Annotated in this window: 12 protein-coding genes; 4 read left to right on the top strand and 8 right to left on the bottom strand. The window is 70.7% G+C overall.

Translation table 11 applies throughout. The features are described from left to right. Positions 1–102 precede the first annotated feature (102 nt). Together KSO97_RS15955 and KSO97_RS15950 are read right to left on the bottom strand one after the other, a co-directional pair. Positions 103–1,086 carry a pirin family protein gene (locus tag KSO97_RS15955; RefSeq protein WP_232680631.1) on the bottom strand — a complete coding sequence of 328 codons (984 nt, stop codon included), beginning with the start codon at positions 1,084–1,086 and terminating at the stop codon, positions 103–105. Between the two features lie 52 nt (positions 1,087–1,138). Further along, on the bottom strand, positions 1,139–3,511 hold the full coding sequence (locus KSO97_RS15950; protein WP_232680629.1) for an FdhF/YdeP family oxidoreductase: 2,373 nt from the start codon (positions 3,509–3,511) through the stop codon (positions 1,139–1,141). Between the two features lie 84 nt (positions 3,512–3,595). Between KSO97_RS15950 and KSO97_RS15945 the strand changes: the two genes are divergently transcribed. After that, on the top strand, positions 3,596–4,066 hold the full coding sequence (locus KSO97_RS15945; RefSeq protein ID WP_232680627.1) for a nitroreductase family deazaflavin-dependent oxidoreductase: 471 nt from the start codon (positions 3,596–3,598) through the stop codon (positions 4,064–4,066). 321 nt (positions 4,067–4,387) lie between these two features. Next, positions 4,388–7,522, top strand: a complete 3,135-nt coding sequence (gene icmF, locus KSO97_RS15940; protein WP_232680625.1) for a fused isobutyryl-CoA mutase/GTPase IcmF — start codon at positions 4,388–4,390, stop codon at positions 7,520–7,522. A 295-nt stretch (positions 7,523–7,817) separates the two neighbouring features. Here icmF and KSO97_RS15935 read toward each other — a convergent pair whose 3' ends face one another. The 3 genes from KSO97_RS15935 to serA all read right to left on the bottom strand — a co-directional run bounded on the left by KSO97_RS15935 (position 7,818) and on the right by serA (position 14,101). After that, positions 7,818–9,743 (bottom strand): clostripain-related cysteine peptidase, encoded by a 1,926-nt coding sequence (locus tag KSO97_RS15935; RefSeq protein ID WP_232680623.1) that lies wholly within the window; start codon positions 9,741–9,743, stop codon positions 7,818–7,820. Between the two features lie 264 nt (positions 9,744–10,007). Beyond that, positions 10,008–12,818, bottom strand: coding sequence for a hypothetical protein (locus KSO97_RS15930; protein WP_232680621.1), 2,811 nt, complete (start codon positions 12,816–12,818; stop codon positions 10,008–10,010). Positions 12,819–12,901: 83 nt separating this feature from the next. Beyond that, positions 12,902–14,101 carry a phosphoglycerate dehydrogenase gene (serA, locus tag KSO97_RS15925; protein WP_232680619.1) on the bottom strand — a complete coding sequence of 400 codons (1,200 nt, stop codon included), beginning with the start codon at positions 14,099–14,101 and terminating at the stop codon, positions 12,902–12,904. A gap of 80 nt (positions 14,102–14,181) precedes the next feature. On the opposite strand from serA, the gene KSO97_RS15920 reads away from it, so the two are divergent. Continuing rightward, on the top strand, positions 14,182–14,859 hold the full coding sequence (locus KSO97_RS15920; RefSeq protein ID WP_232680617.1) for a hypothetical protein: 678 nt from the start codon (positions 14,182–14,184) through the stop codon (positions 14,857–14,859). Here KSO97_RS15920 and KSO97_RS15915 read toward each other — a convergent pair. Then, on the bottom strand, positions 14,836–15,096 hold the full coding sequence (locus KSO97_RS15915; protein ID WP_232680615.1) for a DUF4031 domain-containing protein: 261 nt from the start codon (positions 15,094–15,096) through the stop codon (positions 14,836–14,838). The two genes, KSO97_RS15920 and KSO97_RS15915, sit on opposite strands and share 24 nt — an antisense overlap. Positions 15,097–15,168: 72 nt before the next feature. Between KSO97_RS15915 and KSO97_RS15910 the strand changes: the two genes are divergently transcribed. Further along, positions 15,169–15,573, top strand: a complete 405-nt coding sequence (locus KSO97_RS15910; RefSeq protein ID WP_308188330.1) for a hypothetical protein — start codon at positions 15,169–15,171, stop codon at positions 15,571–15,573. 217 nt (positions 15,574–15,790) lie between these two features. Here the strand turns inward: KSO97_RS15910 and KSO97_RS15905 are convergent, their stop codons facing one another. Beyond that, positions 15,791–16,510 carry a GntR family transcriptional regulator gene (locus KSO97_RS15905; RefSeq protein WP_232680613.1) on the bottom strand — a complete coding sequence of 240 codons (720 nt, stop codon included), beginning with the start codon at positions 16,508–16,510 and terminating at the stop codon, positions 15,791–15,793. A gap of 122 nt (positions 16,511–16,632) precedes the next feature. Beyond that, the coding region (locus KSO97_RS15900) for an FtsX-like permease family protein (protein ID WP_232680611.1) at positions 16,633–17,164 on the bottom strand (532 nt) is incomplete at its 5' end.

Genomic DNA, 17,164 nt, shown 5'->3' with positions numbered 1-17,164 from the left:
GACGGTCGCAGAGCGACCTCCTCGACCACCGGGACCGACACCCCCAGAGCGACCTCCTCGACCACCGAGGTGGTCGGTGCCGGTCCTCGACCGCGGCGTCGGTCAGCGACGTTCGCGCAGCCGCACCTGCGGCATGGTCGGCGCCGGGATCGGGGGCAGCCCGTCGCCGATCGGGACGCCGAAGTGTCCCTCGCCCAGCACGGCCTCGCGGCCCGCGCCGTCGATCTGCGCCTGCCAGCGCTCGCGGAAGTCGACGACTTCCTCGTGGGTGCGACCGATGAAGTTCCACCACATCACGATCGCCTCGCCGAACGGAGGGCCGCCGAGCAGAAGCAGCCGCACCGGCTCGGCGCCCGCATGGAGATCGAGCGACGTCGAGCCCGGCGGGAGGTAGACCAGATCGGCACGGGTGGCGTCGTGTCCGGCGACGGTGACCGCTCCGGCGTCGACCAGGACGCCGTGCTCGTAGGCGTCGTCGACGTCCAGGGTGATCCGTGCGTCCGGGTCGAGCAGCAGTTCGGCACCCAGCAGCGGTGTCGCGGTGGCCACGGGCGAGGTCTGGCCGAGCAGCGAGCCGAGGAAGACCCGGGCAGTGCCGCCCGGGAGCGCGATCTCGGACGGCGCGTAGTGCTCGAAGGCCGGATCGCAGAAACGCGCGTCGTCGGGCAGAGCGACCCACAGTTGGGCACCGTGCAACGTGGACGTCGCCGCGGTCGATACCTCGCTGTGGCTGATGCCGCGGCCGGCGGTCATCAAGTTGACCTCGCCCGGACGCACCATCGCGTGGTGCCCGGCGCTGTCGCGGTGCTCGATCTCGCCGGTGAACAACCAGCTGACCGTCGCCAGCCCCGTGTGCGGATGGGGCGCGACCTTCATCCCCCCGGTCTCCGAGACCGGGTCCGGGCCGTAGTGGTCGACGAAGCACCAGGCGCCGATCAGGCTCCGCTCTCGCGAGGGCAGGGTGCGGCGGACCGTCATCGCCCGCGGGCCTCCGAGCGGCACCTCGCGCGGTCCCAGCACCTCGACGCCCACCGGCGGCGTGGCGGCGCAGGTGAGCTCGGCGGGTTCGTCGTCCAGGTTGCTCATCGGTTCCTCTCAGAGGTCGGGTGGGCACGGCAGGCCGCCGGGTGCCGCGGCGCTAGCTCGGATGCGCGCTGGCGATCGGGCGCTTGTCGCGGTCGGCACCGTCCTCGGCACCGGCGCCCGCCTCCGCCAGGAGGCCGGCGCGACGCCCGGCTGCCGCCTCCAGGCGCACGATCACCGACTTCGACGTCGGGGTGTTACTGCCCTCGGCCTTGGAGTCCAGTGGCACCAGGGGATTGGTCTCGGGGTAGTAGGCCGCGGCGCAGCCTCGGGGCTGCTCGTAGGCCACGATCCGAAAATCGGGCGCGCACCGCTGCGAGCCGTCGTGCCACTCACTGATCAGGTCGACGATGTCCCCCACTGCGAAGCCGAGCGCCTCGACGTCCTCGGGATGGACGAGCACGACACGGCGGGCGTTCTTGATGCCGCGGTAGCGGTCGTCGAGACCGTAGATCGTGGTGTTGAACTGGTCGTGGCTGCGCATGGTCTGCAGCACGAGCCGCCCCTCGGGCACCTCGAGCACCTCGAGCGGACTGACGCTGAACACCGCCTTGCCGACCGCGGTCTCGAACGTGCGGGAATCGCGGGGCGGGTGGGGGAGCACGAAGCCGCCCGGCTGGTCGACGAGCTCGTCGTAGCGCTCGGCGCCGGGCACGACGCGCCCGATGTGACGGCGGATCGCGGTGTAGTCGTCGCGGAAGCCACCCCAGTCGATGGCGTGGCGGGTGCCGATCGCGGCTTCGGCCATGGAGCACACGATGTCGACCTCGGAGCGCAGGTGCGGCGAGGCGGGCTTGAGTGGCCCCTTCGATGCATGCACGGCGCTCATGGAGTCCTCGACGGTCACCCGCTGCTCCCGCCCGCCCGTGAGGTCCTTCTCGGTACGCCCCAGCGCCGGGAGGATCAGCGCCTGGCGTCCGGCGACGACGTGCGAGCGGTTGAGCTTGGTGGAGACGTGCACGGTGAGATCGGCTCGCCGCATCGCGCGCTCGGCCACCTCGGTGTCGCTGATCGCGGAGACGAAGTTGCCGCCCATCCCGAAGAAGAATCGCGCGCGACCCTCGTCGAGAGCGCGGACCGCCTCCACGGCATCGAAGCCGTGTTCACGCGGCGGCTCGAATCCGAACTCCGCCTGGAGCCGGTCGAGGAAGACCTCGCTCGGGCGTTCCCAGATGCCCATGGTGCGGTCCCCCTGGACGTTGGAGTGGCCGCGCACCGGACACAGCCCCGCGCCGGGCTTGCCGATGTCGCCTCGCATCAGCGCGACGTTGACGATCTCCTTGATGATCGCGACCGAGTTGCGGTGCTGGGTGATGCCCATCGCCCAGCAGTACACCGTGGCGCTGGACTCGGCGATGATCGCGCCGAACTCCTCGATCTGGGCCCGGCTCACGCCACTGGCGCGCTCGATCTCGGCCCAGTCGACGGCGCGCACGTGCTCGGCCCACGCGTCGTACCCGACGGTGTGGGCGTCGATGAAGGCGCGATCGATCGCGCCGCGCTCCAGCAGGTAGGCCGCGAGGCCCTGGAAGAGCGCGAGATCGCCGTTGAGCCGGACCTGCAGGTAGAGGTCGGCCAGGGCCGTGCCGGAGCCGACGACACCGCGCACCTTCTGCGGATTCTTGAAGCGCACCAGGCCGGGTTCACGCAGCGGATTGATGGCCACGATCGTGGCGCCCGCACGCTTGGCCTTCTCCAGCGCCGACAGCATCCGCGGGTGGTTCGTGCCCGGGTTCTGCCCGGCGACGACGATGACCTGCGCCGTCTCGACGTCGGCAAGGCTGACCGAGCCCTTGCCGATGCCGATGGTCTCGGCGAGGGCGACCGACGTCGACTCGTGGCACATGTTCGAGCAGTCGGGCAGGTTGTTGGTGCCGAAAGCCCGCACGAACAGCTGGTAGGCGAACGCCGCCTCGTTCGAGGTCTTGCCCGAGGTGTAGAACACGGCCTCGTCGGGACTGGCGAGCTCCCGCAAGGTCGAGCCGATCAGGGCGAACGCGTCTTCCCACGAGATCGGCTCGTAGTGCGTGGCACCGTCGCGCTTGACCATCGGATGGGTGATCCGACCCTGCTGGCCCAGCCAGTAGTCGGTCTTGGTGTCGAGTTCGGCGAGGGAGTGCCGGGCGAAGAAGTCGGGCTCGACCCGGCGCAACGTGGCCTCCTCCGCGACAGCCTTGGCGCCGTTCTCGCAGAACTCTGCCGTGTGCCGGTGCCCCGGCTCCGGATCCGGCCACGCGCAGCCCATGCAGTCGAAGCCGTCGACCTGGTTGAGCCTGAGCAGGGTGCGCGCGGTGCGCAGCGGTCCCATCTGCTCGATCGAACGTGCCATCGCGACCGCGACCGCCGTCGGACCGGCTGCAGCGTGAGCCTCGGCACCTACTGCGAGGTCGGACTCGTCGACATCCTTGCGTGGCGCCCGGAAACCCATGCCTCCATCTTTGCTCGCCCGTCAACCATGCCGCGCGGCGAGCACCCACCTCCGGGGTGACGCCCCCTCCCCTAGCCTTCGGCCATGGGCCTGCTCACCCCGATCGCCATCAAGATCGGCTCCATCTCCTGGATGCCGAGACTCCTCCCGCAGATCGTCTGGATCGACCAGAGGCTGCAGCGTCTCACCCGCGGTCGGGTCACGATCCTCGACATCGCAGGACTGCCGAACGTCGCGCTCACCGTGCGTGGCCGCAAGAGCGGCATCCCCCGGACGACGCCTCTGCTCTGCGTGCCGGACGGCGGGACGTGGCTGATCGCGGGCTCCTACTTCGGCGGACCCACCACGCCCGTCTGGGTCGGCAACCTCCGCGCCGCCGACGACGCCGTCGTACGCACCAAGGGAGTGGAGCACCGCTGCACCGCCGAGGAACTCCACGGCGAGGACCGGGCCGCCGCGTGGCAGGTCATGCTGGGCACCTGGCCCAACTTCGCGCTCTACGAGCAGCGCACCGATCGCGTCATCCCGGTCTTCCGGATGACGCCGGTGGGCTAGGCGCCGCGTCGCCTCTGATGGTCGAGGGCGTCGCTCTGCGGCATCACGAGACCGAGTGCGCCGGGCACGGTGTCGGCTGACGCAGTGCGTCGGCGTCTGGGTTCGGTGGAGAGACGTCTGGTCAGGCGCGGAGTTTCACCGGGTACCCGGTGAAACTCCGCGACGGCGATGAGGAACTCCCGCGACACGCCGAGACGGGGCACGTCGGGCGGCAGTTTCGTCCGACCGGAGGACGAGGGGGCGGCGGGGGTGGGTGATGCATTTAGTTGGGCTTCCTACTAAAGTAGTAGGGAGTCCAACTAAATCACTCCCGGAGCGACCATGAGCGACCTGCACGTCCCGGCGAACCCTGTTCGCCTGGTCACGGCATCCAGCCTCTTCGACGGCCACGACGCCTCGATCAACATCATGCGGCGGATCTTCCAGAGCCAGGGGTGCGAGGTCATCCACCTCGGCCACAACCGCTCCGTCGCGGAGGTCGTCGACGCCGCACTCGAGGAGGACGCCCACGGTGTCGCCGTGTCCTCGTACCAGGGCGGTCACGTGGAGTACTTCGAGTATCTCGTCGACCGTCTCGCCGCAGTGGGTGCCGGACACGTCCAGGTGGTCGGCGGCGGGGGAGGCGTCATCGTGGCCGACGAGATCGCCCGGCTCCGCGCCTCGGGCGTGACGATCTTCAGTCCCGAGGACGGCCAGCGCCTCGGTCTGGTCGGCATGATCAACTCGGTGGTGCGCGCGTGCGACGTGGACCTCCTCGAGCGTTACGACGTCACCGCCGAGCAGGTGCTCGCCGGCGAGCGCGCAGCCGTGGCGCGCACCCTGACCGCTGCCGAGCAGGGCCGCATCCCCGACGCCGTCCTGGCGGAGCTCCGCGAGGCGGCGACGCGACGCGTCGTCCCCGTGCTGGGCATCACCGGCACCGGCGGCTCCGGCAAGTCCTCCCTCACCGACGAACTGGTCCGGCGCTTCCGCGTCGACCAGCAGGACAAGCTGCGGATCGCGGTCGTCGCGGTCGACCCGACCCGACGTCGTGGGGGTGGCGCGCTGCTCGGCGACCGGATCCGGATGAACTCCCTCGACGGGGATCGCATCTACTTCCGCTCGCTGGCGACCCGCGGCGCCCACGAGGTGCCCGAGCACCTGCCCGACGTGATCACCGTGCTGAAGTCCGCCGGCTTCGACCTCGTCGTGGTGGAGACCCCGGGCATCGGCCAGGGCGACGCCGCGATCGTGCCGTTCGTCGACACGTCGATGTACGTGATGACGCCCGAGTTCGGCGCGGCCTCGCAGCTGGAGAAGATCGACATGCTCGACTTCGCCGACCTGGTCGCCATCAACAAGTTCGAACGTCGCGGGGCGGCCGACGCCCTGCGGGACGTCGGACGCCAGTTGGTGCGCAATCGCGAGGCGTTCGGTCAACGACCCGAGGACATGCCGGTGTTCGGCACGTCCGCCGCGCGCTTCAACGACGACGGCGTGACCGCGCTCTACCAGGCGCTGCGTGCGGTGCTCGCCGAGCAGGGACTGGCCATCGACGAGCCGTACCTGAAGGCCGTGGAGACCAAGACCTCCTCCGACCTGCGCCAGGTGATCCCCGGGGAGCGGGTGCGCTACCTGGCCGAGATCGCCGAGCACGTGCGCGACTACCACGCCGAGACCGACTCGATCGCCGACCGGGCGCGCCGGGTGCAGCGTCTGGAGTCCGTCGCCAGCGAGCTCACCGAGCGTGCCGAGATCGACAGCCTGCTCGACCAGGCCCGCGCCGACCTGCCGCGCGCGGTGAGCGAACAGCTCGCGGCGTGGCCCGACGTCGTCCGCACCTACGAGGAGACCCCCGGGCGGGAGTCGCTGGCCGGCACCGTCGTGCCCAAGGTGTCCCTGCCTCGGTTCACCGACCACGGCGAGCTCGTGCGGTTCTGGCGGCGCGAGAACCTACCCGGGCACTTCCCGTTCACCGCCGGCGTCTTCCCGTTCAAGCGCGAGGGCGAGGACCCGGCGCGGATGTTCGCCGGCGAGGGCGACCCGTTCCGCACCAACCGCCGGTTCAAGCTGCTCAGCCACGAGGGCGAGGCGACCCGCCTCTCCACCGCGTTCGACTCCGTGACGCTCTACGGTCGCGATCCCGACGAGCGCCCCGACATCTATGGCAAGGTCGGCACCTCCGGCGTGAGCGTGGCGACGTTGGACGACATGAAGGCGCTCTACGACGGCTTCGACCTGCTCGACCCGACGACGTCGGTGTCGATGACGATCAACGGCCCGGCGCCGACCGTGCTGGCGTTCTTCCTCAACACCGTGCTCGACCAGGCGCGCGAGCGCGGCGTCGACGAGGCGGAGGCGTTGCGACGCGTGCGTGGCACGGTGCAGGCCGACATCCTCAAGGAGGACCAGGGGCAGAACACCTGCCTGTTCTCGACCGAGTTCTCTCTTCGGATGATGGCCGACATCCAGGAGTGGTTCATCGAGCGGCAGGTGCGCAACTTCTACTCGGTCTCGATCTCCGGGTACCACATCGCCGAGGCCGGGGCGAACCCGATCAGCCAGCTGGCCTTCACCTTGGCGAACGGGTTCACCTACGTCGAGTCCTACCTGGCGCGCGGGCTCGACATCGACGACTTCGCGCCGAACCTGTCGTTCTTCTTCTCCAACGGCATGGACCCCGAGTACTCGGTGATCGGTCGCGTGGCCCGCCGCATCTGGGCCGTGGCCATGCGTGAGCGCTACGGGGCGAGCGAGCGCTCCCAGAAGCTGAAGTACCACGTGCAGACGTCGGGCCGCTCGCTGCACGCCCAGGAGATGGACTTCAACGACATCCGCACCACGTTGCAGGCGCTGATCGCGATCTACGACAACGCCAACTCCCTGCACACCAACGCCTACGACGAGGCCGTCACCACGCCGTCGGAGGAGTCGGTGCGGCGCGCGCTCGCGATCCAGCTCATCATCAACCGCGAGTGGGGCCTGGCGATGAACGAGAACCCGTTGCAGGGCTCCTTCATCGTGGACGAGCTGACCGACCTCGTCGAGACCGCCGTGCTGGCCGAGTTCGACCGGATCAACGAGCGCGGCGGAGTGCTCGGCGCCATGGAGACCGGCTACCAGCGCGGTCGCATCCAGGACGAGTCGATGCTCTACGAGCACCGCAAGCACGACGGCACCCTGCCGATCATCGGCGTCAACACCTTCCTGCGCGCCGACGCCGACGGCGGGACGCCGGAGCACATCGAGCTAGCGCGGGCGACCGAGACCGAGAAGTCCTCACAACTCCAGCGCGTGCGCGCCTTCCAGGCCGACCACCTCGAGGAGGCCCGGGCCGCGCTGGAGTCGCTCAAGCAGACGGCCATGGACGGCGGCAACGTCTTCGCCGCCCTCATGGACGCCGCGCGCGTGTGCTCGCTCGGCCAGGTCACCGAGGCGTTCTTCGAGGTGGGTGGCCAGTACCGCCGCAACGTGTGAGTCCGAGCGCAGCCCGGGTGACGGAGGAACCCGGGCGTGGGCGCGAGGAGGTCGAGGTCCGAGCGCAGCCCGGGTGACGGAGGAACCCGGGCGTGGGCGCGAGTAGGTTGAGGAGCGGTTCACGACTGAGGTACGAAGTCGTGAACCGCGTCTCGAAACCCGGTGAGGGTCTCGACAAGCTCGACCACCGGTGGCGCGGGTCTCGACAAGCTCGACCACCGGTGGCGCGGGTCTCGACAAGCTCGACCACCGGTGGCGCGGGTCTCGACAAGCTCGACCACCGGTGGGGCCTCGGTCAGGGCACCTCGACGACGGTGCTGGTCGTCGCGGTGTTGCCACCGAAGTCGCTGACGCTGAGATCGATCTGCAGCGGGGTCCCGCTGTCCAGCGGAGTGAAGGTGTACGTCAGGTTGGCCACGTCGGCGTAGAGGCCGACGTCGGACGTCGGCTCCCACTGCGGCTCGCCGTCGGCGGAGTAGGTCAGGACGTCGGGCACCAGGATCCCCTCGGGGTCGGCCGCGAGCTCGCCGTAGCCGCCTGTCTGGTCGTCGTAGGCGTAGAGCGTCTCACTGATGAACTCCCCGCTCTCGACGTCGATCACCGCGGAGAGCAGAGCGTCCTGCGCGACCTCGGGGTCGTAGGAGGCGTAGTAGGTCATCGGCACGTCGATGAACCCGACCGTGTAGTCCTCGTTCAGGTCCAGGTCGACGTAGGCGAACGCCTCGTCCTCGCCGTCGCTCATGGTCAGCGCTGTCAGGTCGTAGGTGCCGAGGGCGATGGCGCTCTCGTCGTCGACGTCGGCGACCTCTTCACCGAAGTAGGTGACCGAGCCGTCGTCGTTGAGGAAGCCGTAGCTGATCGTCGCACCGGTCAGGTTGTCCAGCGCCGCATCGGCGAAGCTGGCCTCCACGGCGAGAGTGCCGTCGTCGTCGAGAGTCACCTCCGGACCGTTCTGGGGAGCGAGGAACTCGGGGTACTCCGCCTCCGGGATCGACGCTCCGGCGTCGAAGTAGCTCACCAGGAACTCGCCCCAGACGTCGGCGCTGTCGACGTCGAGGTACTCGCCATTGGCGACCTCCTCGAAGGGCGGGAGATAGATCGAGAGACCGGTCGCACCGGCGGTCGCCTCCCCCGTGACGCCGTCGAGCACGACGTCCTGGAGCGCCTCGGTCACCTCGTCGGCGGCGTCGGACAACGACGGCTCGCCGTCCCCGATCGAGGCAGCCACCTGGCCGAGGTCGGAGAGGTTGCTGTCCTGCGCAGCGTCCGGGCTCTTGCCGAATCCCAGCGCCGTCGCCTCGGCGCGGCCGACCAGGGGCGCCAGCCCGACCGCGTCGCTCTCGAGGCCGTCGGCGAACCCGGCGACCGCCTCGTCGAGGCGGTCCATCCGCGTGAGGTCGACCATCGCGAGGGTGATGTCGGCGTCGGTGCCCTGGTCGCCCGCCTGCGCCTGGAACCCGTCGATGATCGCCGAGCCGAAGTCGTCGGCGTCCGCGTCGGGGTCGTCGGCCAGGGTCTGGAGGGAGCGATAGTCCCAACCGTGGCCCGGCTCCAGCTCCTGGGAGGCCACCATCCGGTCGGCCAGCGGAGCGACCGCGCTCGCGACCTCGTAGTTCGCCATGAGGCAGGCGTCGAAGCCGAGCAGGTCGAGCTTGTCGACGCCGGCGGCCTCCAGCCCGGCGCTGACGCCGGCGACCAGCTCCTCGAGCCCGAGGGTGTCGTAGTCCGAGGTCTCGTCCGGGCCGATGCCCGGCCAGCCCGCGCCGTGGTCGGAGATCACCAGGGCGTAGTGGCCGGCACGGTGGTCCTCGATGCCCTGGGTGATGAAGTCGGCCAGCACCTGCGGGTCGGCGGAGTTGACGTCGCCGAGGTCCTCCACGACCTCGCTGGTCCCCGGCTCGCCCAGGTCGAGCACGCGGCCCCCGACCCACGTGCCCTGGTCGAGCAGTTCGTCGTCCCCGTAGCCGGGGCTGCGGTCCACGAACGCACGCACCTGGAGGTGCTCGCTCGACCCGACCTCACCGGCCTCGTTGATGTCGGTGACCATGAACGGCTCGAGATTGGTGTCGGCCATCGAGTAGACGAGCACCGTCCAACCGTCGCCCTCGCGCCCGGTGTGCGCGGCGGAGGCGCCATCGTCGTCGGTACCACCACCGCACGCCGCGAGGGCGGTCAAGCACGAGAAGGCGATGAAGGAGGCGGCGCGGCGTCGAAGGGTCACGGCGACGCAGCGTAGGGCCGCGAGCCGCCGACCCGATCGGTCATCACCAAAGTTCGCCCGGCTGGTCTGGCCCACCCCGGAGGAGGACCAGACCAGCTGGACTCAGCCTGGATCCACCGGTTGTCGGCGTGGCGAGCGGCACCAGGCGGGTGGGGTGGCAAGGCGCCCGCGCGAAGGCGGTCTGGGTGCACCGTCGAGCGTGGGCAACGCCGCCAACGCGCCCGGATGGTGTCGCGCAGCAGGCGAGAGTCGGTGGCCCCAGGCTCAGCCGCGAGCGCGAGGCGGCGGGCCGTCGAGGACGACGACCGAGCTACGGAACTCCCGCTCCTTCTCACCGATGCGGAACACGACGGTGACGCGCTCGCGTCCCTCGGCGACGTCGTCCCGGGCGATCGGCAGACGCAGGGTCAGCTCACGGCTTCCCTGAGGCACGGAGCCGCCGAGGTAGGCCCAGGTGCGCCACAGCGGCCACGTCGGGTGCTGGGTGTCGCCATGGATCTCCAGCCAGGACGGCGGGAGGTCGTCGCCGCGCAGGTTGGCGCCGCGCCCCTTGACGAAGGTGCCGCCGACATACAGGTCGTAGCCGACCGGCTTCGCGATCTTGACCGTCCACTGAGCGGACTCGCCCTCGCGCACCACACGAGAGACCGGCTTGACGGTGATCTTCGGCGTCGGGTCGTCGTCGCGGACGTCGAGCTGCCCCAGGTAGCCGTCGGCGACGATGTTGCGCACGGCCCACGTCGAGACCTGGACCTGCTGGTCGTAGCTGTCGAGCCGGTCGGAGTGGTAGGTCACCGGGATCGACCCCGAGGTCTGGCCCGGCGCCAGGTCGACGGCGAATCGGTAGTTCGACCCCGGACGCTGGCCGGCGGTGAACACCGTCACGCGCGCCGGACGCGTGACCTCGCCGGCCACGGTGAAGGGAATCTGGGCCACCTGGTCACCGTTGCGATCTCCCTCGACGATGTTCAGCCGCCCCAGGCTCAGGCGCGGCAGACGCTTGTTCGGCACAGGCGCGAGCGTGTCCCCCGCCGAGGCGAGGTCGGCGATCCACACCCGGCCCCGCGCCGTGTCGGTGACGAGCTCGACCGCGGTCACGGCATCCCACCCGAACGCTGCGTCCTGCCCTGCGCCCGCCGGCGGGTCGACGATGAGTGTCTGCGCCCACAGCTTGCGAACCATCTCCTGGCGGAAGAAGGGCGTCAGCAGGCCACCACCGCGCGGCGTGACGTCGACCGTAGCCCCCGTCGCGTCGGTGAGTCGTACCGTCACGGTCGGTGCCGGATAGCGCGGGTCCGCGATCGTCCGGAGCTCCAGGCGCCGACTCGTGAGGTCGAGCGGGCCGTCGAAGCGCAGGCCGCCGCGCGCACCGGTCGAGGTCCAGGAGAACTCGAAGAACTGGCGCGACGGCGCCGCCTCCCCACCGGCCAGCCAGTGCGGCGCGATCTCGGTCGTGACGTCGCGCCCACAGGTTCCGAAGGCCGCCCTCTGCCCCGAGGCGATGCCGTTGCACAGTCGACCGGTCGCACCGGACGTCGTCAGGGTCGGCGTGGCCTCGAGGCCGGGACGACGCACGTCGCGACCGCCGCCGAGCGCGTGGCTGTAGACGTCGGCGCGTCCAATCGAGGCGACGGTGACGGGGCTGCCGTCGAAGAGGGGCAGTACCCGGTCGCCGTCGGCACGGGTGAAGAGGTCGACGGCGGCGGCGATGTAGGTCCGTCCGACCGCACGCTGCTGGGCGGCGCTGAGGCGATCGGCCGAGCGGCGACCGCAGGGCTCGGTCGGCTCGCCGTACCAGTCGTCGGAGGACGGTGCGACGGCGGTGGCCGGCGTCCACTCGGTGTTGAAGAAGTTGTGGTTGGCGCCCATCACGAGCACCGAGCTCTTCACGCTGGTGTCGTCGGCGGCGATGTCGCGACCGACGTCGGTGAAGCGCTGGCCCTGCAGGTCGGACACGTCGCCGTCGCAGTAGGGCAGCACCGTCACGGTCGGCACGTAGGACGCGGTGTGCGAGGCGAAGTCGGTCGGCGCGAGCAGCAGTTGGCCGGCGATCCGGTAGGGGGCGTCGAGCGGGATCTGGATCGACGCTCGGTCGACGCCCTCACCGCCGCGGCTGTGGCCGATGAGCACGGTGCGGTCCAGGTCGACGCCGTGGGTGTCGGCGAGGCCGACCCAGTACTGCAGATGCCGCGCGACGATCTGAGCGCGCGCATCGGCACCGCCGTCGGGCAGTGCGTAGTCCTGCGCGTTGATGCCGTTGACCCGCACCGAGACCGTCGTGTAGCCCTGCGAGGCGAGCAGCTCCTGGGCGTAGACGTAGCCGAGGTGACTGGGGATCTCCTCGAACGGCGCCTGGCACGGCCAGGCCTCGGAGTAGTCGTCGCCCTTGGTGGGGTTGAAGCAGACGCCGTGGCGCCCGTGCAGGAACAGCACGAGCGGTCGTGGGCCTGTCGCTGCCCGCGTCGCGGCATCGGTGGCGGGCTCGACGACGTGACCGATCATCTCGATCGGCTCCTCCATCCCGTCGAGCTTGACCGGATCGAGGGTGTAGTCGCTGCTGGCGGTGGCGAACTCGCCGGGCGCGCCCGGGTCGGCCCCGCCCAGAAGGTCGCGCGAGGGCGCGGGCAGCGACGAGAGCCGCGGAGCCGGAGTGGGGGTCGCCGCGGCGCGGTCGAGCACCTGGCCGGACAGCACGACGTCGAGATCGGCCGTGTCGACCTGGCCGATCTCGCTGGCGACGGTCGCCGTCACCGTCCGTCCGTCGTCGGCGACCACCGGCGCGCCGACACTGACGCCGTCGACACCGGGTGCGGGCACGATGCTCGGGCGGTCGGAGGTCAGCGGGAAGGGGGTGGGAGACGTCCAGGACACGGTCACGGCCCCGGCGTTGCGCACCAGATTCCACGTGCCCGTCGACGTTCCGGAGTCCGATGACACGTCACCGGTCGCGCCACTGCGAGCACCGGGCACCGACGGACCGGCGGCCGTGGCGGCCGCGAACCCGGACGGGAAGGCGAGGGCCGCTGCCATGACGGCGGGCGCGGTGAGGATCAGGAGACGAGAGGGTCGCGGCACGCGACGACGATACGGCTGCACGCTCTCTTCGACGCCGCCGACGCGGCCTCGGTTGCCGCGCGTCTCGATGCGGCCGGAGTCGTCTAGACCGACCAGGTCCGCAACCAGATGGTCTGCTCGCCGGCCGCGAGCGCCTCGACCGTCTCAGCGGGCACCGGATCGATCACGTCGGTGACGACATAGCCCTGCTCAGCACGAGTCGCCAGGTACTGCGCGGAGACGTTGACGCCCAGGTCGGCCAGGCGCTGGTTCACCTCGGCCAGGACGCCGGGCACGTTGACGTGCAGATAGCCGATCCGCGCACCGACGGTCAGCTGCGGAGCTTGGACGGCGGGCAGGTTCACCGAGAGCTCGGTGCGGCCCTCGAGCGCGAAGCCCGCGAGCTTGCCGGCCACGAACCAGCCGATCTCCTCCTGCGCCTCCTGGGTCGAACCACCGACGTGCGGCGTCAGGATCACGTTCTCCAGGCCCTGGAGGGGCGAGGTGAATACATCACCCTGGGCCTTGGGCTCCACCGGGAACACGTCGAGCGCGGCACCGGCGATGTGACCGGACTCGATGAAGCTGCGCAGCGCGGTGGTGTCGACGACCATGCCGCGAGCGGCGTTGATGAAGAGCGACCGACGCTTCATCTTCGCGAACTGCTCGGCCCCGAAGAGTCCGGCGTTGCCGGGGCGGCCGTCCACGTGGAGGCTGACGACGTCAGCCTGCTCGAGGAGCTCGTCCAGGGTGCGCATCCGCCGGGCGTTGCCGTGGGCGAGCCGGTCGGCGGTGTCGAAGAAGATGACGCGGAGGCCCATCGCCTCGGCGACGTTCGAGAGCTGCGTGCCGATGTTGCCGTAGCCCACGATGCCGAGCGTGCGGCCACGGATCTCGTGACTGCCGTTGGCCGACTTGTCCCAAATGCCCTGGTGCATCTTCTGGGTCTTCTCCGGCAGACGCCGTGCGAGCGCGATGATCTCGCCGATCACCAGCTCCACGACGCTGCGGGTGTTGGAGTAGGGGGCGTTGAAGACCGCCACACCGCGCGCTGCGGCCGCCGTCAGGTCGACCTGGTTGGTGCCGATGCAGAAGCAGCCGATCGCGAGCAGGTCGGTCGCCGCCTCCAGAGCTGCGTCGGTGATCGTGGTGTTGGACCGGATGCCGAGCAGGCTCACCCCCGGCAGTGCGGCGATCAGCTCGTCCTCGCTCATCGACGCCGACCGCAACTCGACGTCGAACCCGCGACGCTCGAGCGTCTCGACCGCGACCGGGTGGATGTTCTCCAGAAGCAGCGCCTTCACAGCGCCCAGCCTACGGAGTCTGAAGTCGGTGATCGTCGGGGCCCGGCAGGGGTGGGACGCTCGGTCCCTACGATGGGGCGATGGAGCCCCCGAGTAGTAGCTGGCCCCTCGCTTCCGACGGCCCCGCTGGTGCCCTGCGCGACGAGTTGCTGGCCGCCTACGCCGACCCCTCTCGGGGATACCACGACACCCAGCACCTGGCCGAGGTGCTCGAGCGGGTCCAGGCGCTGGCCGACGCCGGCGAGCTCGACGCAAGCATCACCGGTGCGGCCGACCGCGCGCCGCACGGCGTCGCCGCACGCGACGTCGTCCTGCTGGCGGCCTGGTTCCACGACGCGGTCTACGACGGTGAGCGGGATGCCGAGGAGCGCTCCGCGGCCTGGGCCGAGGAGGCGCTCACGACGTTGGTGCCCACCGACGCCGTCACCGAGGTGGCCCGACTGGTGCGACTGACCGAGACCCATCGGCCGGCCGACGAGGACCGCCTCGGCTGTGTGCTCTCCGACGCCGATCTCGGCATCCTCGCGGCGCCCGTCGAGCGATACGCCGAGTACGTGGGCGCCGTTCGCTCCGAGTACGCCCACCTCGACGACGCGACCTTCAACGCCGGACGGCACGCGGTGCTCGACGACCTGCTCGCCAAGCCTCGTCTGTTCCACACCCGGTCGGCCTACGAGGCCTGGGAGGCGACGGCGAGAGCGAACGCCGGCGCCGAGCTCGCCAGACTCGGACGGCTACTGGCCCCGACGACGCCGTAGCCCGGAGGCGATCAACCTCGCCACGAGCTCGCGGGAGCTGACCGGGAGGGCTCCGGCAGCCACGACGTCGTCGTACCACTCGGCCGGGACGTCGTAGTGGTCGCGATCGAAGCCGCGCAGCGAGAACCCGAGACCCCGGGCGAAGTCGTGGAGCTCCTCGTAGGAGTCGTCGCTCGCCAGGTGCGACCACAGTCGGCCGTGGCCGGCCGCGTTCGGCGGATCGATCAGCACCACCACGCCTCCATCATCGCGGACGGCCCGCGGGACCGTCGTCGGGGCGCGCTTGTGCCGCGCGCAAGGATGGCCGGCGTGGACGCAGCAGGGTCGACGGAAGTGTTGATGCAGGCGCGCGCGATGGTGCTTGCTGACCTCGCCGCCCGCGCGCACGCGACACCGGCCGCCGTCTCGGCCCTGGAGGACGCCTGCGCGGAGCGACGTTGGTGGCTCGAGCAGTGGCCCGAGGGTGCGGCCTACATCGCCGGCCTGGTCGCCCAGGACGTGCAGGACGCCCTGCTGGAGATGGTCGGGCGGTGGCCGCTGTGCCAGGACTGCGATGCCCCGGAGCTCCCCGGTCGCGCCCCCGACCCACGCGAGGCTCTGCACTCGCTCTACATCCAGCCCGACCTCGGTGGGCCCGATCCGGTGTGGGTCTGCGAGGAGACCGGCCACGTCGTCGCCGCTCTGGGCCAGCTCGGGCGAGACGCCAGAGGTTGACGCACCGGGCCTCGTGACGGTCGCAGAGCGACCTCCTCGACCACCGGAGACCACGGCCATCGAGCCCGCCGAGATGCCGCGAGGGTCTCGACAAGCTCGACCACCGACCCTGGTGGTTGAGGAGGCCCGAGGAACGAGGGCCGTCACGAAACCACCACAGCCGACCCACCGGGTCTCGTGACGGTCGCAGAGCGACCTCCTCGACCACCGACAGAGGTCAGTCGTCGGTGCCGAGCTGCATCCACATCGTGTACCGGTCGGCCCGGTAGACGCTGCGGGAGACTTCGACGACCCGGTCACCGACCAGGCCGCGGCGCGAGTGGCGCAGGACGACGGTGGCGGGCACCACCTCCAGCAGCTCGGCCTCCTCCTCGGTCGCCACGTCGGCGGAGATGGAGTCCTCGGCCCAGGTCGGACGGAGTCCGCGAGCGGCGAGGTCGTCATAGAGGCTGGTCGGCATCGCCGCGTGGAGGAACCCGGGCAGGAGCACCTCGTTGAGGTAGGCGTCCTCGATGCACAGCGGCTGGCCGTCCGCGCGGCGCAGGCGCCGCCAGTGGACCACCGCATCGCCCTCGGTCAGGTTGAACGCTCGCGCCACGCCGGGGCCGGCGTGCTCACGCCTGACCAGCAGGGTCTGCGACTCCGCGAGCATCCCGCGACGCGTCATCTCCTCGGAGTAGCTGGTGATCGGCGTCGCGATCCGACGGGGTCGCGCGACGAATGTTCCGCGCCCCGGGATCCGCTCGAGCAGCCCCTCCGTCACCAAGGCGTCGAGCGCCTGACGCACCGTCATCCGCGCGACGCCGAAGCGCTGCACCAACTCCCGTTCCGACGGCGCCGGGGAGCCCGGCGCGTGCCCGGCCACCAGGCCGCGCACGTACTCGCGCACGGCCACGTGCTTGAGCGCACGACCGTCCGAGATGAGAGCGTCCTCCACGCTCCCGAGCGTAGGGTTCCGAGCCCCCCGTCGTCCGCAGAATCGGGCAATACGAGACCGGCGTCACCCCGCCGCCTCCGCGGCCGCGTCAGGGGGTCGCTGCCGACCCCGTCGGGCCCCTCTCACTCGGTCGCGATCGCGTCGAGGACGTCGAGTCGGGCGGCGCGACGAGCGGGCGCGATCGCCGCCAGCACTCCGATCACGACACTCAGCCCCAGGAAGAGCGCGACCTGGCCCTCCGGCACGCTGATCACCTCCAGCCCTTCGTCGCGCACGGCCGACATGAGCGCGATCCCGAACCCGATGCCGAGGATCACGCCGAGCACCGCGCCCAGGGCGGCGATGACGATCGACTCCAAGGTGATCATCCGACGCAGCTGACCGCGGGTGATGCCGATGGCGCGCAGCAGACCCACCTCGCGGGTCCGCTCGATCACCGACAGAGCCAGGGTGTTGACGATGCCGAGCACGGCGATCACCAGCGCCAGGGCGAGCAGGGCATAGATCAACAGCACGAACTGGTCGATCGGCTCGCGCTGCTGGGCGGCGAAGGCTCGCTGATCCATCGCGGTGACGATCGGCTGGTCGGCCAGTGCGTCGTCCAGCCGATCGGGGGGCCCCGGGGGGCCCGGGGTGGGGGGGGGCACCCGGCGG

The organism is Nocardioides sp. R-C-SC26 (assembly GCF_021246465.1).
GTDB lineage: Bacteria > Actinomycetota > Actinomycetes > Propionibacteriales > Nocardioidaceae > Nocardioides.
This window is presented reverse-complemented; position numbering and strand designations above follow the sequence as displayed.